Source organism: Streptomyces sp. NPDC104367 (genome assembly GCF_055583825.1).
Genome location: NZ_JBVJND010000002.1, coordinates 509,833 through 523,902, shown reverse-complemented (window position 1 = coordinate 523,902; position 14,070 = coordinate 509,833). Strand labels below are relative to the sequence as shown.

Here is a 14,070-nt window from a genome sequence, read left to right as displayed (position 1 = left end):
GCAGTTCCCCGCGCCCCTTAGGGGCTCCGCGGTCCCCGCTCCCGCTCACCTCGTCCGCAGCACCTGCCCCAGTACCTCCCGCAGCTCGGCCTCCGCGTCCTCCTGCGCCGCGCCCTGCGCGCGCCACGCCACGAAACCGTCCGGCCGTACCAGCACCGCGCCCTGAGCCGTCGTGCCGTGCGCCGTCGCCCAGTCGTCGCCCTCCGTGTCGTACGCGAGATCGCCGCCCGCGCCGATACCGTACGCGTCCAGTCGCACCCGCTCCGTGTCCGCGATCCGGCGGGCCGCCATGTGCCAGGGCGAGCGCACGCCGCTGAGCAGCACCAGGGAGCGCTCGTACAGGTCGAGCGTGGAGACACGGTCGCCCGCGCGGCGCAGCCACAGGTGGGGGGCGCGGCTGCCCGGCTCGCCCGTCAGGTCCATCCCGTCGGGTACGACCGGCCGGCCGACGTCCGCGCCCAGCACCGCCCCCTTCGGGTACCGGTAGCCGAGGACGATGTTGAGGATGCCGCCGCGCTTGCCGGACCCGATGCCGGGCGCGGGAGCGAAGCCGGGGTGGCTGTGCTCCACGGAGCGGGCGGAGGCGCGGGCGCTGGTGGCGAGGGCGACCGGCCGGCGCTCGGCGTCGTAGGAGTCGAGCAGGCCCGGGCCGGCCCAGCCGTCCAGCACCGCCGCCAGCTTCCAGGCCAGGTTGTGGGCGTCCTGGATGCCCGTGTTGGAGCCGAAGGCGCCGGTCGGGGACATCTCGTGCGCGGAGTCGCCGGCCAGGAAGACCCGCCCGGACGAGTACCGTTCCGCGACCCGCTCGGCCGCCCGCCAGGACGCGCGGCCGGTGATCTCGACGTCCAGGTCGGGGACGCCGACCGCGCGCCGGATGTGCCGGGTGAGCCGCTCCTCGGTGAACTCGTCGAGGGTCTCGCCGCGTTCGGGGTGCCAGGGCGCGTGGAAGACCCAGCGCTCCTTGTTGTCGACGGGGAGCAGGGCGCCGTCGGCCTCCGGGTCCGTCAGGTAGCAGCAGATGAAGCGGCGGTCCCCGACGGTGTCGGCCAGCAGCTTGGAGCGGAAGGTGATGCTGACGTTGGCGAACAGGTCGCCCGGGCCGGTCTGGCCGATGCCGAGCCGGCCGCGGACCGGGCTGCGCGGGCCGTCGGCGGCGACGAGGTAGTCGGCGCGGACGGTGTACATCCGGTCGGAGTCACGGTCGCGGACGTACGCCGTCACTCCTTCGGGGTCCTGCTCGAAGGACTCCATCTCGTGGAAGTAGCGCAGCTCCCCGCTGCCGGATCCGGCCGCCTGGCGGAGCACCGGTTCGAGGTCGTTCTGGCTGCACAGGCACCAGCCCGTCGGACTGAACCGCGCGAGTCCGCCTCCGGGGTCGATCTCCTTGAACAGCCATTCGCCGGCGTCCCCGGCCAGCGTCGGGGTCTGGAGGATGCCGTGGTTGTCCGCGAGGAGCGAGGCCGCCGCCTTGATGCCGGGCTCGATCCCGGCCTTCCGGAACAGCTCCATCGTGCGCACGTTGTTGCCCCGGCCGCGTGGGTGGATCGAGGTCCCGGAGTGTCTCTCGACGAGCAGGTGCCGGACGCCGAGACGGCCCAGGAACAGGGACATGGACAGGCCCACGAGCGAGCCGCCCACGACGAGGACGGGGACCTGGTGATCGGTTTTCTGCTGCATCGGGCACTCCAGGGCGGATGTTGGTGCGTCAGGTGCGTTGCAACTTCCATGCCCCTTGCGGAGGGGTTCCGCGTGCTCAATCACCCACCTGGTTCACGCGAGTCGCGCGCTCCACGGGACCGGCACAGGATCAAGAAGCGCTGACGCCGCGTCATCGGCGAAGGCCCGCCGCTGCCCCCGCGAAGGAGATGTGCCAACCATGACGACGATCTCGGAAAAGGTTTCGGAAACGCTGACCCGGCCGGTGTCGAAACGGGTCTCCCAGTCCGTCTTCGACGGCTCCCGGCTCCGGGTCGTGCTGCTGGTGGACGTCTACGACGGCGCGCAGCAGCAGTTCCTGGAGGCCTACGAGCAGCTGTGCAACCAGGTCGCCCAGGTGCCCGGCCATGTGAGTGACCAGCTCTGCCAGTCGATCGAGAACCCCTCCCAGTGGCTGATCACCAGCGAGTGGGAGAGCGCCCCGCCGTTCCTCGCCTGGGTGAACAGCGAGGAGCACGTGGAGATGGTCAAGCCGCTCCACAACTGCGTCCGCGACACCCGTTCGCTCCGCTTCCACGTCGTACGGGAGACCGGCGGCCCGGCGGCGGACGCCGAGCGCACCCTGCAGGCCGCGCCCCGGATGGGCGACGGAGTGATCCGGCACGCGCTCACCTTCACGGTCCGGCCCGGCAGCGAGGCCAAGGTCGCGCGGATCCTCGCGGACTACTCCTCGCCCGAGGCCAAGGTCGACGACACCACCCGGCTCTGCCGCACCTCCCTGTTCATGCACGGCAACCGGGTGGTGCGCGCCATCGAGGTGCGCGGCGACCTGCTGGCCGCCCTGCGCCACGTCGCCCGGCAGCCCGAGGTGCGGGCCGTCGAGGAGGCCATCAACCCCTACCTGGAGCAGGAGCGGGACCTCAACGATCCCGAGTCCGCACGGGTGTTCTTCACCCGGGCGGCGCTGCCGGCCGTCCACCACGTCACCGCCGACGAGCTGGCCGAGGGCGAGCGGCACGCGCTCTGCTACCCGGCCCGCCCCGACCGCGGGATGCGGCTCGCGGAGCTGCTCGCCCAGCACGACGAGGCCGCGGCCGAGGACCCGGCCAACCCGGTCCTGCGCAGCACGATCTTCCAGCGCGACGACGTCGTCGTACGGCTGCTCGACCACCGGCCCGGCGCGGCCGTGGACGCCACCCCGGCGCCCGCGCTCGCCGAGCTGCTGGAGGGCGAAGCGGTGCGGATGCAGCTCGTCACCGACCGCCGCTCGCCGGACGCCTGACCCCCACCGCCGCATCACACCCAGGGAGGAACGCAACTATGCAGCCCATTCCGAAGATCGTGGACCTCAGCGAGGTCGAGCAGAACACCCGGCGCGGCGGAGACCTGCGCGCCATGCTCACCCCCGCCACGGTGGGCTCCACCAGCGGTTTCATGGGGGTGGCCCTCGTGCAGCCGGGCGACCGCATCGGCGAGCACTACCACCCGTACTCCGAGGAGTTCGTGTACGTCGTCTGCGGTGAGCTGGAGGTCGACCTGGACGGCGAACCGCACCCGCTGCGGCCCGAGCAGGGGCTGATGATCCCGATCAACATGAAGCACCGTTTCCGCAACGTCGGCGACGTCGAGGCGCGCCTGGTGTTCCACCTCGGCCCGCTGGCCCCGCGCCCGGCGCTCGGGCACGTCGACACCGAGGAGACGGAAGCCGTCGCCGTGGGGCAGGTCCGGTCGTGACCCGGCGCGTGGCGGTTACGGGCATAGGCATCGTGGCTCCGGGGGGTGTGGGCGTACCGGCGTTCTGGGATCTGCTCGCCTCGGGCCGGACCGCGACGCGCGGCATCACCTTCTTCGACCCGTCGAGCCTCAGGTCGCGGATCGCCGCCGAGTGCGACTTCGACCCGGCGGCCCACGGCCTGGACGCCGAGGAGATCGAGCGGGCGGACCGCTACATACAGTTCGCCCTCGTCGCCGGCGACGAGGCGGTCCGGGACTCCGGTCTCGACCTCGGCCGGGAGGACCCCTGGCGGATCGGGGTCTCCCTGGGCACGGCCGTGGGCGGCACCACCCGCCTGGAGCACGACTACGTCCTGGTGAGCGGCGCGGGTGAGCGCTGGGACGTGGACCACCGGCAGGCGCAGCCGCAGCTGCACCGGGCGTTCTCCCCGAGCACCCTCGCCTCCGCGGTGGCGGAACGATTCGGCGCCCAGGGTCCGGTACAGACCGTCTCCACCGGCTGCACCTCGGGCCTGGACGCCGTCGGCTACGCCTTCCACACCGTCCAGGAGGGCCGCGCCGACATCTGCATCGCCGGCGCCTCGGACTCCCCGATCTCCCCGATCACCATGGCCTGCTTCGACGCGATCAAGGCCACCTCCCCGAACAACGACGACCCCGAGCACGCCTCCCGCCCCTTCGACAACCGCCGCGACGGGTTCGTCATGGGCGAGGGCGGCGCGGTGCTCGTCCTGGAGGAGCTGGAGCACGCCAAGGCCCGCGGCGCGCACATCTACTGCCAGCTCGACGGCTACGCCACCTTCGGCAACGCCTACCACATGACCGGCCTCACCAGCGAGGGCCTGGAGATGGCCCGCGCCATCGAGACCGCCCTCGACCACGCCCGCCTCGACCCCACCGCCATCGACTACGTCAACGCGCACGGCTCCGGCACCCGGCAGAACGACCGCCACGAGACCGCCGCCGTCAAGAAGGCGCTCGGACAGCACGCGTACAGCACGCCGATGAGCTCCATCAAGTCCATGGTGGGCCACTCGCTCGGTGCCATCGGCGCCATCGAGGTCGTGGCCTGCGTGCTCGCCCTGGCCCACCAGGTCGTCCCTCCCACCGCGAACTACGAGACCCCCGACCCCGAGTGCGACCTCGACTACGTGCCGCGCGTCGCCCGCGAGCGGACCCTGAACGGCGTCCTCTCCGTCGGCAGCGGGTTCGGAGGCTTCCAGTCCGCGGTGATCCTGACCCGGCCGAGAGGAAGGACACGATGAGCGGACCCCGACCTCGGCGGGCGGCCGTCACCGGCATCGGTGTCGTCGCGCCCAACGGAAGCAGCACCGAGACCTTCTGGAAATCCGTCCAGGAAGGCCGCAACGTCCTCGACAAGGTGACCCGCGAGGGCTGCGAGCACCTGCCCATGAAGGTGGCCGGCGAGGTCCGCGACTTCGACCCCGCGGCCGCCGTCGAGGAACGCCTCATCGTCCAGACCGACCGCTTCACGCACTTCGCGATGGCCGCGGCCGACCTGGCACTGGAGGACGCCCGGCTCGGCCGCGCCGACACCGACGGCGCCCCGTTCGACGTCGGCGTGGTCACCGCGGCCGGCTCCGGCGGCGGCGAGTTCGGCCAGCGCGAACTCCAGCAGCTGTGGGGCAAGGGCAGCCGGTTCGTCGGCCCCTACCAGTCCATCGCCTGGTTCTACGCGGCCAGCACCGGCCAGATCTCCATCCGGCGCGGCTTCAAGGGACCCTGCTCGGTGGTCGCCGCCGACGAGGCCGGCGGCCTGGACGCCCTCGCCCACGCCGCCCGCGCGGTGCGGCGCGGCACGGACGTCATCGTGGCCGGGTCCACCGAGGCGCCGATAGCTCCCTACTCGGTGGTCTGCCAGCTCGGCTACGAGGAGCTCAGCCGGGAGACCGACCCGGCCCGCGCCTACCGCCCGTTCACCGAACAGGCCTGCGGGTTCGTACCGGCCGAGGGCGGCGCCATGCTCGTCGTGGAGGACACCGGCTCCGCCCGGGAGCGCGGACTGCCGGTGCGGGCCACCCTCGACGGCCACGCGTCGACCTTCACCGGGGCCTCCCGCTGGGCCGAGTCCAGGGCCGGGCTCGCCCAGGCGATCCGCGGCGCCCTCGCCGAGGCCGGCTGCGCCCCGGAGGAGGTCGACGTGGTCTTCGCCGACGCCCTCGGCGTCCCGGAGGCCGACCGGGCGGAGGCACTGGCCATCACCGACGTCCTCGGCGCGCACGGCAGACGCGTGCCGGTCACCGCACCCAAGACCGGGATCGGCCGCGGCTACTGCGCGGCCCCCGTCCTCGACACCGCCGCCGCGGTGCTCGCCATGGAACACGGGCTGATCCCGCCGACCCCGGGCGTCTTCGACATCTGCCACGACCTCGACCTCGTGACCGGCAGCGCCCGCGCCGCGCGGCCGCGCACCGCGCTGGTGCTCAGCCGGGGCCTCATGGGGTCGAACTCGGCACTCGTGCTGCGCCACGGCGCGGCCGGGTGAGTCGAACACACCAGCTGCCCAGCAGCGAAGCAGAAGGAGTCCCTATGAGCATCACCGTGGACGAACTGTCCGAACTCATGAAGAAGGCCGCCGGCGTCACCGTGGCCCCGGCCGACCTCCAGGAGCGCGCCGACAGCGGCTTCGACGCCCTCGGTGTCGACTCGCTCGGCCTGCTCGGCATCGTCGGCGAGCTGGAGAACCGGCACGGCGTGCCGATGCCGGTCGACGCCGAGCGGTGCAAGACGCCCCGCCAGTTCCTCGACCTCGTCAACAGCGCCATGCCCGCGGGAGCCTGACATGACCGGACACACCCAGAACGAGATCACCATCGCCGCCCCCGTCGACCTGGTCTGGGACATGACCAACGACGTGGCCAACTGGCCCCAGCTGTTCAGCGAGTACGCCAGCGCCGAGATCCTGGAGGAGCAGGGCGACCGGGTCACCTTCCGGCTGACCATGCACCCCGACGAGAACGGCAAGGTGTGGAGCTGGGTCTCCGAGCGCGAGACGGACCGCGCGGACCTCAGCGTCCGGGCCCGCCGCGTCGAGACCGGCCCCTTCGCGCACATGAACATCCACTGGCGCTACGAGGAGGTCCCGGCCGGCACCCGCATGGTCTGGACCCAGGACTTCGCGATGAAGCCGGAAGCCCCCGTCGACGACGAGTGGATGACCGACAACATCAACAGGAACTCCAAGGTCCAGATGGCCCTGATCCGGGACAAGATCGAGAAGGCGGCCACCGGCCGCCGTCCCGACCCGGCCCTGGCCGACTGAGCCGCACGAGCCGTACGACAGGAGAGACACCGTGCACCAGGCCCTGATCGTCGCCCGCATGGCCCCGGGCTCCGCACCCGACATCGCCAAGGTGTTCGCGGAGTCCGACCGGGGAGAGCTGCCGAACCTCGTCGGCGTGGTCCGGCGCAGCCTCTTCCAGTTCGGTGATGTGTACATGCACCTCATCGAGTCCGAGCGCGAGCCGGGACCGGCCATCGCCAAGGTCACCTCGCACCCCGACTTCAGGGACGTCAGCGACCGTCTCACGGCGTACGTCAGCGCGTACGACCCGCAGACCTGGCGCTCCCCGAAGGACGCGATGGCACAGCGCTTCTACCTCTGGGAGCGCGACGGCGGCGCCTGACCCGCCGTCCAGCCAACGGTGCCGGACCCGCGTACGACGCGGGCCCGGCACCGGCGTGTGCGGGGGAGCGGCGGATCAGCCGCTCACCGTGCACTCGAAGGCGTGCAGGTACGGGTTGACCGGACGGACGTCGCCGACCGTCAGCCCCGCCTCGGTCAGCCGGCGCACCATGCTGTCGGTGGTGTGCTTGGCACCGCCGACGTTCAGGAGCAGCAGCAGGTCCATCGCGGTGCTGAACCGCATCGACGGGCTGTCGTCGACCAGGTTCTCGATGACCACGACCCGGGCCCCGGGACCGCCCGCCGCCACCACGTTGGCGAGCAGCCGCGCGGTGGACTCGTCGTCCCACTCCAGGATGTTCTTGATGATGTAGGCGTCCGCGTCGACCGGCACCGACTCACGGATGTCACCCGGCACGATCCGCGCCCTGTCCGCGAGATCACCGCCCTCGCGCAGCCGGGGCAGCGCCTTCTCCACCACCTTCGGCAGATCCAGCAGGTAGCCCCGCATCGCCGGGTACTTGTCCAGCAGGCTGGCCACCACGTGCCCCTGCCCGCCGCCGAGGTCGGCGACCGACCGGCTGCCGGACAGGTCGAGCAGCGCGGCGACCTCGCGGGCCGACTGCTCGCTGGAGGTGGTCATCGCCCGGTTGAAGACGTCCGCCGACTCCGGCGCGTCCTCGTTCAGGTAGGCGAAGAACTCCTTGCCGTAGAGGTCCTCGACGACGTTGCGGCCGGTGCGCACGGCCTCGTCGAGCTTCGGCCAGGCGTCCCAGGTCCACGGCTCGGTGCACCACAGGGCGATGTAGCGCAGGCTGTGCGGGTCGTCCTCGCGCAGCAGCCGGGAGGTCTCGGTGTGGGCGAACGTCCCGTCCGGGCGCTCGGCGAAGACGCCGTAGCAGGACAGGGCGCGCAGCAGCCGCCGCAGCGGCTTCGGGTCCGTCCTCACCGCGGCCGCCAGGCTCTCCACGGTCAGCGGGGCGTCGCCGAGGGCGTCGGCGACGCGCAGCCGGGCGGCCGCGCGGACGGCGGCGGCACAGGCCGCCCCGAACACGAGCTCGCGCAGCCGCATCGACGGCGGCGGAGCGTCCTCCTTCGACAGCTCCTTCGCCGGCGCGGAGAGGTCGCGTGCTGGTGCGGTCATGTGCCGCCTTCCTTCCTTGTGGGGGTGTCGTACGGCCGACCGGTCAGCACAGACCCGCGGGCTTGGACTTCTTGCAGGTGTTGCCCTTGAAGGCGTTGCCGTGCTTGGTGGCTTCCTGGTTGACCAGGTCGGCGGGGCTGTTCTCCGACAGGCTGTTGCCGGTGATCTGGTTCTTGTCGCTGGTGGCGCCCACGAAGCTCTTGAAGATCACGACACCGCCCGACAGCGGGGACCTGCCGGAGTTGCCGGTGACCAGGTTCCGGGTGACCAGGGTGTTCTCGGTGCCCGTCAGCACGATGCCGGAGCCCTGGAGGAAGGCCAGCCGGGCGGTCTTCGGGCAGTACTTGTTGTTCTTCACGACCTGGTTGCCGGAGACCGTGATGTTGCCCGCCTTGGGCTTGTTCTCGTCGCCCACGACGAACACGCCCGCGCAGTTGCCGGTGACCGAGTTGTCCGCGACGGTCAGGTTGCGCAGCCGGCGGACGGTGACGCCGATCCGGTTGCCCTCCAGCAGGTTGTGCTCGACCACCGTGCCGTGGGTGTCGACGGCGCCCTTCTCCGTGGTGACGGAGTTGGCGAGGAACAGTCCCGCGTCACCGTTGTTCCGGGCGACGTTGTTCCGGTAGGTGCTGCGCACCGACCGCTCCTCGGCGAGGCCCCACTGCCCGTTCTTCACGGCGGCCACGCCGTGCACGTTCAGGTCGGCCGCGCCCACCGCCATGACGCCGATCCGGGAGAACCCGGTGACGGTCATACGGGCGATGGTGACGTCCTCGACGGGCTGCTTCTTGGTGCCGACGACGCAGATGCCGTTGCCCATCTCGGCGCAGGACTTCTCGGCGGCCTTCATGCCGCCCTTCATGCCGCCCTTGGTCTTCGCGGCCGGCTGGAGCACGGTCTGCGGGCCCACCCCGCGCAGGGTGAGACCCGGCGTCGTCACCTTGACGCTCTCGCGGTAGGTGCCGGCCAGTACGAGCACGGTGTCGCCGGGCCGGGCGGCGTCCACGGCCTTCTGGATCGACTGGCCAGGGTGCACCCAGTGGATGCGGTGGGCGGCGGACGCCGGGGCGGCGCCGAGGAGGGAGCCGCACAGGGCGGCGCTGCACGCGAGGTATGTGATATGGCGTTTTGTCACATGGGGAAGGCTAGGAGCGGATGACCCGATAACCGCCTGGATGCTCCGTTCGGCGGCGTGTCATCCGGGCCGTCGCCGGCCGAGGGCCCGGCCACCCCCGGAACGGGGCTCCCGGCTGTTAGCTTCGCGAGCTGTTGACCGGCCGGGAACGGAGACGAAGTGACGGCTACGACGGGTGCGACGGGCGCGGCAGAGGCAGCGGGTGCGGCGGGCTCCGAGGGTGCGGTGGGTGCTGCTGGTGTGGTGGGCGGGGCGGGTTCCGGGGGTGCGGCGGGTGCGGCTGGCGTGGTGGGTGTGCGGACCGAACCGGACGGCTCGGTCGGCCGCAGAAGCGTGCTGGCCTCGGCCGCGGCCCTGGCGGCGGGCGCCGCTCCCGTGCCGCCGGGCGGCGGTGCGCCCGACCGCGTCGTCCGGGCCGAGCGTGCCGGCCGCGGCGCCGTGGCGCGTCTGCTCGACGTGCCCGAGCCCGCCCGCGGGGTCGACTGGCTCCGGGCGGCCCTCCAGGTGGCCGTGGCGCTGGAGCTCTCCACCATCCCGCCCTACCTGTGCGCCTGGTGGTCCGTCAGGGACCGCGGCGGCGCGGCCGCGCGGCTGATCCAGCGCGTCGTCGGCGACGAGATGTACCACCTGGGCGTGGTCTGCAACCTGCTGGTCGCGGTGGGCGGCCGCCCGCGCGTCAGGGCGGCCGCGCCGCGCTACCCCGGCCCGCTGCCCGGCGGCGTCCGCCCCGGCCTGGAGGTCTACCTCTCCGGCCTGACCCGGGACTTCGTACGCGACGTGATGATGGCCATCGAGGCCCCCGACGACCCCCTGGCCCGCGACGACCACCCCGCACCCGGCATCGGCGACTTCTACGGCGACCTGCTGGGGGCGTTCCGCCGCACGGCCCCGGACCTGTCGGCGGACGGCCAGCTCTCCGACACCATCGGCACCGACGAACTGCGGCCGGCGACCGGCCTGGACGACGTGGAACGCTCGATCGAGATCATCAGGGAGCAGGGCGAGGGCACGGCCGGCTCCCCGGCCGACACCTTCGAGAACGACCACCCGGCCCACTACTACGCCTTCGCCGAGATCTACCACGGCCGCCAGTTGCGCCAGGCGGCCGACGGCTGGCACTTCACCGGCACCCCGGTCCCGTTCCCCGACACCCGCCCGATGGCCCGCGTCCCGGCGGGCGGCCGGCCGCACCCGGCGGAGGACGTCCAGCGCCTCCTGAGCCGGTTCGACACCGCCTACACCGACGTGCTGAACGCCCTGGACGCGGCCTGGGGCGGCGGCGGCCCCCGCAGCCTCGGCACGGCGGTGCGCGCGATGAGGTCCCTGGAGGACCCGGCGCTCCAGCTCATGGAGACCCCGCTCCCGAACGCCCCGGGCACCTACGGCCCCCAGTTCCGGGCCCTGTGAAGCGCCCCGCAGGGGCGCGGGAAACGACGAGGGCGCGGCGGTCGCCGAGCGACCGCCGCGCCTGATGTCGTAGGCGTCCTGCCGGTGGGTCCTACCGCCCCCGAGGCCCGCCCTTGGGCATCCGCATGCCCTTCGGCATCGGTCCCTTCGGCAGCGGCATGTTGGACATCAGGTCCCCCATGGCCCGCAGCCGGTCGTTGGTCGTCGTCACCTGGGGACCGGTGAGCACGCGCGGGAACTTCAGCATCGTCGTCCGCAGCTTCTTCAGCTCGACCTGGCCCTCGCCCGTGCCCACGATCACGTCGTGCACCGGCACATCGGCCACGATCCGGGCCATCTTCTTCTTCTCGGCGGCCAGCAGGGTCTTCACCCGGTTCGGGTTGCCCTCGGCGACCAGCACGATGCCGGCCTTGCCGACCGCCCGGTGCACCACGTCCTGGCTGCGGTTCATCGCCACCGCCGGAGTGGTCGTCCAGCCCCGGCCGATGTTGTCCAGAACGGCGGCAGCGGCGCCCGGCTGGCCCTCCATCTGGCCGAAGGCCGCCTTCTCGGCACGCCGGCCGAAGACGATCGCCGTCGCCAGGACGCCGAGCAGCAGGCCCAGGATGCCCAGGTAAACGGGGTGGCCGATCAAGAAGCCGATCACGAGGAAGACCGCGAGGGTGCCGAGACCGACAGCCGCGAGTACAAGACCGATCACCTTGTCGGCCTTGCGGGTCATCTTGTACGTGAGGGCGATCTGCTTCAGTCGCCCGGCATTCGCAGCGTCCGCTGCGGGTTCCTTCCTCGCCATGCCCCGAAGTCTACGTGTCCCCGGGAGTGCGGACGACGGCAGTGCCCCGGGAAGGCCCGGGGAGGGCGCGGAAGGGGGCGTCAGGAGCGGCCGGCGGCCGAGCGGCCGGCGGCCTGCTCCAGGAAGTGCTGCGCCTCGACCCGGTCCTTGGCGCGACGGCGGTCCTCCAGCACGGAGGTCCAGGCGTTCTGGCGTGCGGTGCGCTGGCCGCCGCTCATCAGGAGCGACTCGACGGCGCGCAGCGCGTCGGTGAAGGACGGGATGGCGGTGGCGCGAACGGGCGCGGCCTGCATGGTGATGGTCCCCCCTCGAAGTGGGTGGAAGTGCGGTGATACCAGGGTCACTGTCTGGTGTTACCAGGGCGTGACCGACCGGTCAAACGCCCATGAAACCTTGACGCACAGGTCCGGAACCCGAACGCGGCCCTGACATACGTCCTCATCAGCGAGGACGGTCAGGACCGCGCCCATTCGGTCATTACTGGCCAGTAGCGTCTTGTGCGTGAATTCACACGTGCGTCGGCCGAAGCCGTCAGACCGCCTGCACCGCGACGAACGCGCCGCGCTTCTCGACGGCCATCTGGTAGAGCCGCCCGGCCCGGTAGGAGGAGCGGACCAGCGGCCCGGACATCACACCGGAGAAGCCGATCTGCTCGGCCTCCTCCTTCAGCTCCACGAACTCCTGCGGCTTGACCCAGCGCTCCACGGGGTGGTGCCGGACGCTCGGGCGCAGGTACTGCGTGATGGTGACCAGCTCGCAGCCCGCCTCGTGCAGCTGCCGCAGCGCGTCGCTGACCTCCTCGCGGGTCTCGCCCATGCCGAGGATGAGGTTGGACTTGGTGACCAGGCCGAAGTCGCGGGCCTCGGTGATGACCTTCAGGGAGCGCTCGTAGCGGAAGCCGGGGCGGATCCGCTTGAAGATCCGGGGGACCGTCTCGACGTTGTGCGCGAAGACCTCGGGGCGGGACTCGAACACCTCGCGCAGCAGCTCCGGCACGGCGTTGAAGTCGGGGGCCAGCAGCTCGACCTTGGTGCGGCCGGCCTCGCGCTCCGCGGTCTGCTGGTGGATCTGGCGGACCGTCTCGGCGTACAGCCAGGCGCCGCCGTCCTCCAGGTCGTCGCGGGCGACGCCGGTGATGGTGGCGTAGTTCAGGTCCATGGTGACCACGGACTCGCCGACGCGGCGCGGCTCGTCGCGGTCCAGCGCCTCGGGCTTGCCGGTGTCGATCTGGCAGAAGTCGCAGCGCCGGGTGCACTGGTCGCCGCCGATGAGGAAGGTCGCCTCGCGGTCCTCCCAGCACTCGTAGATGTTCGGGCAGCCGGCTTCCTGGCAGACCGTGTGCAGGCCCTCGCTCTTCACGAGGTTCTGCATCTTGGTGTACTCGGGGCCCATTTTCGCCCGGGTCTTGATCCACTCGGGCTTGCGCTCGATGGGGGTCTGGCTGTTGCGGACCTCCAGGCGCAGCATCTTGCGTCCGTCGGGTGAGACTGCGGACACGACCGGCTCCCTAGCGATTGATTCTTCGGCGTGCTCCAGCGTACGCCCGTGGATTCGAATGCCCGGCGGGCGTGGTCAGGCCGCCGGTGTCTTCTCGATCACCCTCGGGTGCGGTTCCGCGTTCTCCAGTACGTCCGTCAGGTGCCGTTCCACCACCGGCAGCACCTCCGCGACGGTCACGTCGCGGCCGAGCTCGGCCGCGAGCGAGGCGACGCCGGCGTCCCGGATGCCGCACGGGATGATGCGGTCGAACCACTTGTTGTCCGGGTTCACGTTGAGGGCGAAGCCGTGCATGGTGACGCCCTTGGCCACGCGGATGCCGATCGCGGCGATCTTGCGGTCCTCGCGGCGCTGGCCGGCGTTGGAGGGCGCGTACTCCGGGCCGTTCAGCCGCGGGTCGAACTCCTCGTCGTGCAGGCGCGGATCGAGGTCCAGGGACAGTCCGCCGAGCGCCGGCCGCTGTTCGACCGGGTCGCCGAGCACCCAGACCCCGCTGCGCCCCTCGACCCGGGTGGTCGCCACGCCGAACTCGGCGCAGACCCGGATCAGCGCCTCCTCCAGGCGGCGCACGTGCGCGACCACGTCCACCGGGCGGGGGAGCTTCTGGATCGGGTAGCCCACCAACTGGCCCGGGCCGTGCCAGGTGATCTTGCCGCCGCGGTCGACGTCGACGACCGGGGTGCCGTCGAGGGGGCGTTCGCTGTCCGCGGTGCGGCGTCCTGCCGTGTACACCGGGGGGTGTTCGAGCAGCAGCACGGTGTCGGGCACCTCGTCGGCGAAGCGCGCCGCGTGCACCCGGCGCTGCTCGTCCCACGCCTCCCGGTACTCGACGGCGTCCGTGCCGAACCCCATCCGGACGAACCGCAACTCGCTCACGGCAAGCGCCTCCCTCGGCGAAAAGAGCGTCAGGCACGTAACGCGCCCAAGCCACTGTACGTCCGCCCGTCCCGCGTCAGCCCCGAGGCCAATCCTCACACGATCGGATGAATGAACGTCGAAGCATGCGACGGTCTGCTCACTCTCCGCTACATTCGCGCCGTCCATGAGCGCCAAAAGGG

Annotated in this window: 15 protein-coding genes; 8 read left to right on the top strand and 7 right to left on the bottom strand. The window is 71.8% G+C overall.

Annotation, left to right across the window (positions count from 1 at the left end; all coding sequences use genetic code 11):
* Positions 1 to 45 precede the first annotated feature (45 nt).
* Positions 46 to 1,677, bottom strand: a complete 1,632-nt coding sequence (locus tag ACZ619_RS05215; RefSeq protein ID WP_469594298.1) for an FAD-dependent oxidoreductase — start codon at positions 1,675 to 1,677, stop codon at positions 46 to 48.
* A gap of 199 nt (positions 1,678 to 1,876) precedes the next feature.
* Here ACZ619_RS05215 and ACZ619_RS05210 point away from each other — a divergent pair, with 199 nt between their 5' ends.
* The 7 genes from ACZ619_RS05210 to ACZ619_RS05180 are packed head-to-tail and all read left to right on the top strand — an operon-like array spanning position 1,877 to position 7,037.
* Entirely contained in the window at positions 1,877 to 2,938 is a 1,062-nt protein-coding gene (locus ACZ619_RS05210) for a SchA/CurD-like domain-containing protein (protein WP_469594296.1), read from the top strand.
* Positions 2,939 to 2,976: 38 nt separating this feature from the next.
* The gene (locus ACZ619_RS05205) at positions 2,977 to 3,390 is read left to right on the top strand and encodes a cupin domain-containing protein (RefSeq protein ID WP_469594294.1); all 414 of its coding nucleotides are present in this window, start codon (positions 2,977 to 2,979) and stop codon (positions 3,388 to 3,390) included.
* The gene (locus ACZ619_RS05200; protein WP_469594292.1) at positions 3,387 to 4,655 is read left to right on the top strand and encodes a beta-ketoacyl-[acyl-carrier-protein] synthase family protein; all 1,269 of its coding nucleotides are present in this window, start codon (positions 3,387 to 3,389) and stop codon (positions 4,653 to 4,655) included. The genes ACZ619_RS05205 and ACZ619_RS05200 overlap by 4 nt, the downstream gene beginning before the upstream one ends.
* On the top strand, positions 4,652 to 5,896 hold the full coding sequence (locus ACZ619_RS05195) for a ketosynthase chain-length factor (protein WP_469594290.1): 1,245 nt from the start codon (positions 4,652 to 4,654) through the stop codon (positions 5,894 to 5,896). The genes ACZ619_RS05200 and ACZ619_RS05195 overlap by 4 nt, the downstream gene beginning before the upstream one ends.
* A 44-nt stretch (positions 5,897 to 5,940) precedes the next feature.
* Positions 5,941 to 6,192 (top strand): acyl carrier protein, encoded by a 252-nt coding sequence (locus ACZ619_RS05190; RefSeq protein WP_469594288.1) that lies wholly within the window; start codon positions 5,941 to 5,943, stop codon positions 6,190 to 6,192.
* Position 6,193: 1 nt separating this feature from the next.
* The gene (locus ACZ619_RS05185) at positions 6,194 to 6,673 is read left to right on the top strand and encodes an SRPBCC family protein (RefSeq protein WP_469594287.1); all 480 of its coding nucleotides are present in this window, start codon (positions 6,194 to 6,196) and stop codon (positions 6,671 to 6,673) included.
* Positions 6,674 to 6,704: 31 nt separating this feature from the next.
* Positions 6,705 to 7,037, top strand: a complete 333-nt coding sequence (locus tag ACZ619_RS05180) for a TcmI family type II polyketide cyclase (RefSeq protein ID WP_469594285.1) — start codon at positions 6,705 to 6,707, stop codon at positions 7,035 to 7,037.
* 75 nt (positions 7,038 to 7,112) lie between these two features.
* On the opposite strand, the gene ACZ619_RS05175 is transcribed toward ACZ619_RS05180, so the two are convergent.
* Positions 7,113 to 8,108, bottom strand: a complete 996-nt coding sequence (locus ACZ619_RS05175; RefSeq protein ID WP_469594517.1) for a methyltransferase — start codon at positions 8,106 to 8,108, stop codon at positions 7,113 to 7,115.
* Positions 8,109 to 8,223: 115 nt separating this feature from the next.
* Positions 8,224 to 9,315 (bottom strand): right-handed parallel beta-helix repeat-containing protein, encoded by a 1,092-nt coding sequence (locus tag ACZ619_RS05170; RefSeq protein ID WP_469594282.1) that lies wholly within the window; start codon positions 9,313 to 9,315, stop codon positions 8,224 to 8,226.
* Between the two features lie 294 nt (positions 9,316 to 9,609).
* On the opposite strand from ACZ619_RS05170, the gene ACZ619_RS05165 reads away from it, so the two are divergent.
* Entirely contained in the window at positions 9,610 to 10,722 is a 1,113-nt protein-coding gene (locus tag ACZ619_RS05165; RefSeq protein ID WP_469594280.1) for a ferritin-like domain-containing protein, read from the top strand.
* Between the two features lie 91 nt (positions 10,723 to 10,813).
* Here ACZ619_RS05165 and ACZ619_RS05160 read toward each other — a convergent pair whose 3' ends face one another.
* The 4 genes from ACZ619_RS05160 to lipB all read right to left on the bottom strand — a co-directional run bounded on the left by ACZ619_RS05160 (position 10,814) and on the right by lipB (position 13,888).
* A complete protein-coding gene (locus ACZ619_RS05160; RefSeq protein WP_469594277.1) occupies positions 10,814 to 11,515 on the bottom strand; it encodes a DUF4191 domain-containing protein in 702 nt (233 codons plus the stop codon).
* An 80-nt stretch (positions 11,516 to 11,595) separates the two neighbouring features.
* A complete protein-coding gene (locus tag ACZ619_RS05155) occupies positions 11,596 to 11,808 on the bottom strand; it encodes an SCO2195 family GlnR-regulated protein (RefSeq protein ID WP_469594275.1) in 213 nt (70 codons plus the stop codon).
* Between the two features lie 238 nt (positions 11,809 to 12,046).
* Positions 12,047 to 13,012: a lipoyl synthase gene (lipA, locus tag ACZ619_RS05150; protein WP_469594272.1), complete on the bottom strand. Its 966-nt coding sequence runs from the start codon at positions 13,010 to 13,012 to the stop codon at positions 12,047 to 12,049.
* Positions 13,013 to 13,087: 75 nt separating this feature from the next.
* Positions 13,088 to 13,888: a lipoyl(octanoyl) transferase LipB gene (gene lipB / locus ACZ619_RS05145; RefSeq protein ID WP_469594270.1), complete on the bottom strand. Its 801-nt coding sequence runs from the start codon at positions 13,886 to 13,888 to the stop codon at positions 13,088 to 13,090.
* Positions 13,889 to 14,070: the final 182 nt, after the last annotated feature.

Bases quoted from the DNA above. Each gene is read 5' to 3' on its own strand.
- ACZ619_RS05185 (WP_469594287.1), top strand. From the start codon at position 6,194: ATGACCGGACACACCCAGAACGAGATCACCATCGCCGCCCCCGTCGAC.
- ACZ619_RS05205 (WP_469594294.1), top strand. From the start codon at position 2,977: ATGCAGCCCATTCCGAAGATCGTGGACCTCAGCGAGGTCGAGCAGAAC.
- ACZ619_RS05190 (WP_469594288.1), top strand. From the start codon at position 5,941: ATGAGCATCACCGTGGACGAACTGTCCGAACTCATGAAGAAGGCCGCC.
- ACZ619_RS05215 (WP_469594298.1), bottom strand. From the start codon at position 1,677: ATGCAGCAGAAAACCGATCACCAGGTCCCCGTCCTCGTCGTGGGCGGC.
- ACZ619_RS05210 (WP_469594296.1), top strand. From the start codon at position 1,877: ATGACGACGATCTCGGAAAAGGTTTCGGAAACGCTGACCCGGCCGGTG.
- ACZ619_RS05155 (WP_469594275.1), bottom strand. From the start codon at position 11,808: ATGCAGGCCGCGCCCGTTCGCGCCACCGCCATCCCGTCCTTCACCGAC.
- ACZ619_RS05175 (WP_469594517.1), bottom strand. From the start codon at position 8,108: ATGCGGCTGCGCGAGCTCGTGTTCGGGGCGGCCTGTGCCGCCGCCGTC.
- ACZ619_RS05160 (WP_469594277.1), bottom strand. From the start codon at position 11,515: ATGGCGAGGAAGGAACCCGCAGCGGACGCTGCGAATGCCGGGCGACTG.
- ACZ619_RS05195 (WP_469594290.1), top strand. From the start codon at position 4,652: ATGAGCGGACCCCGACCTCGGCGGGCGGCCGTCACCGGCATCGGTGTC.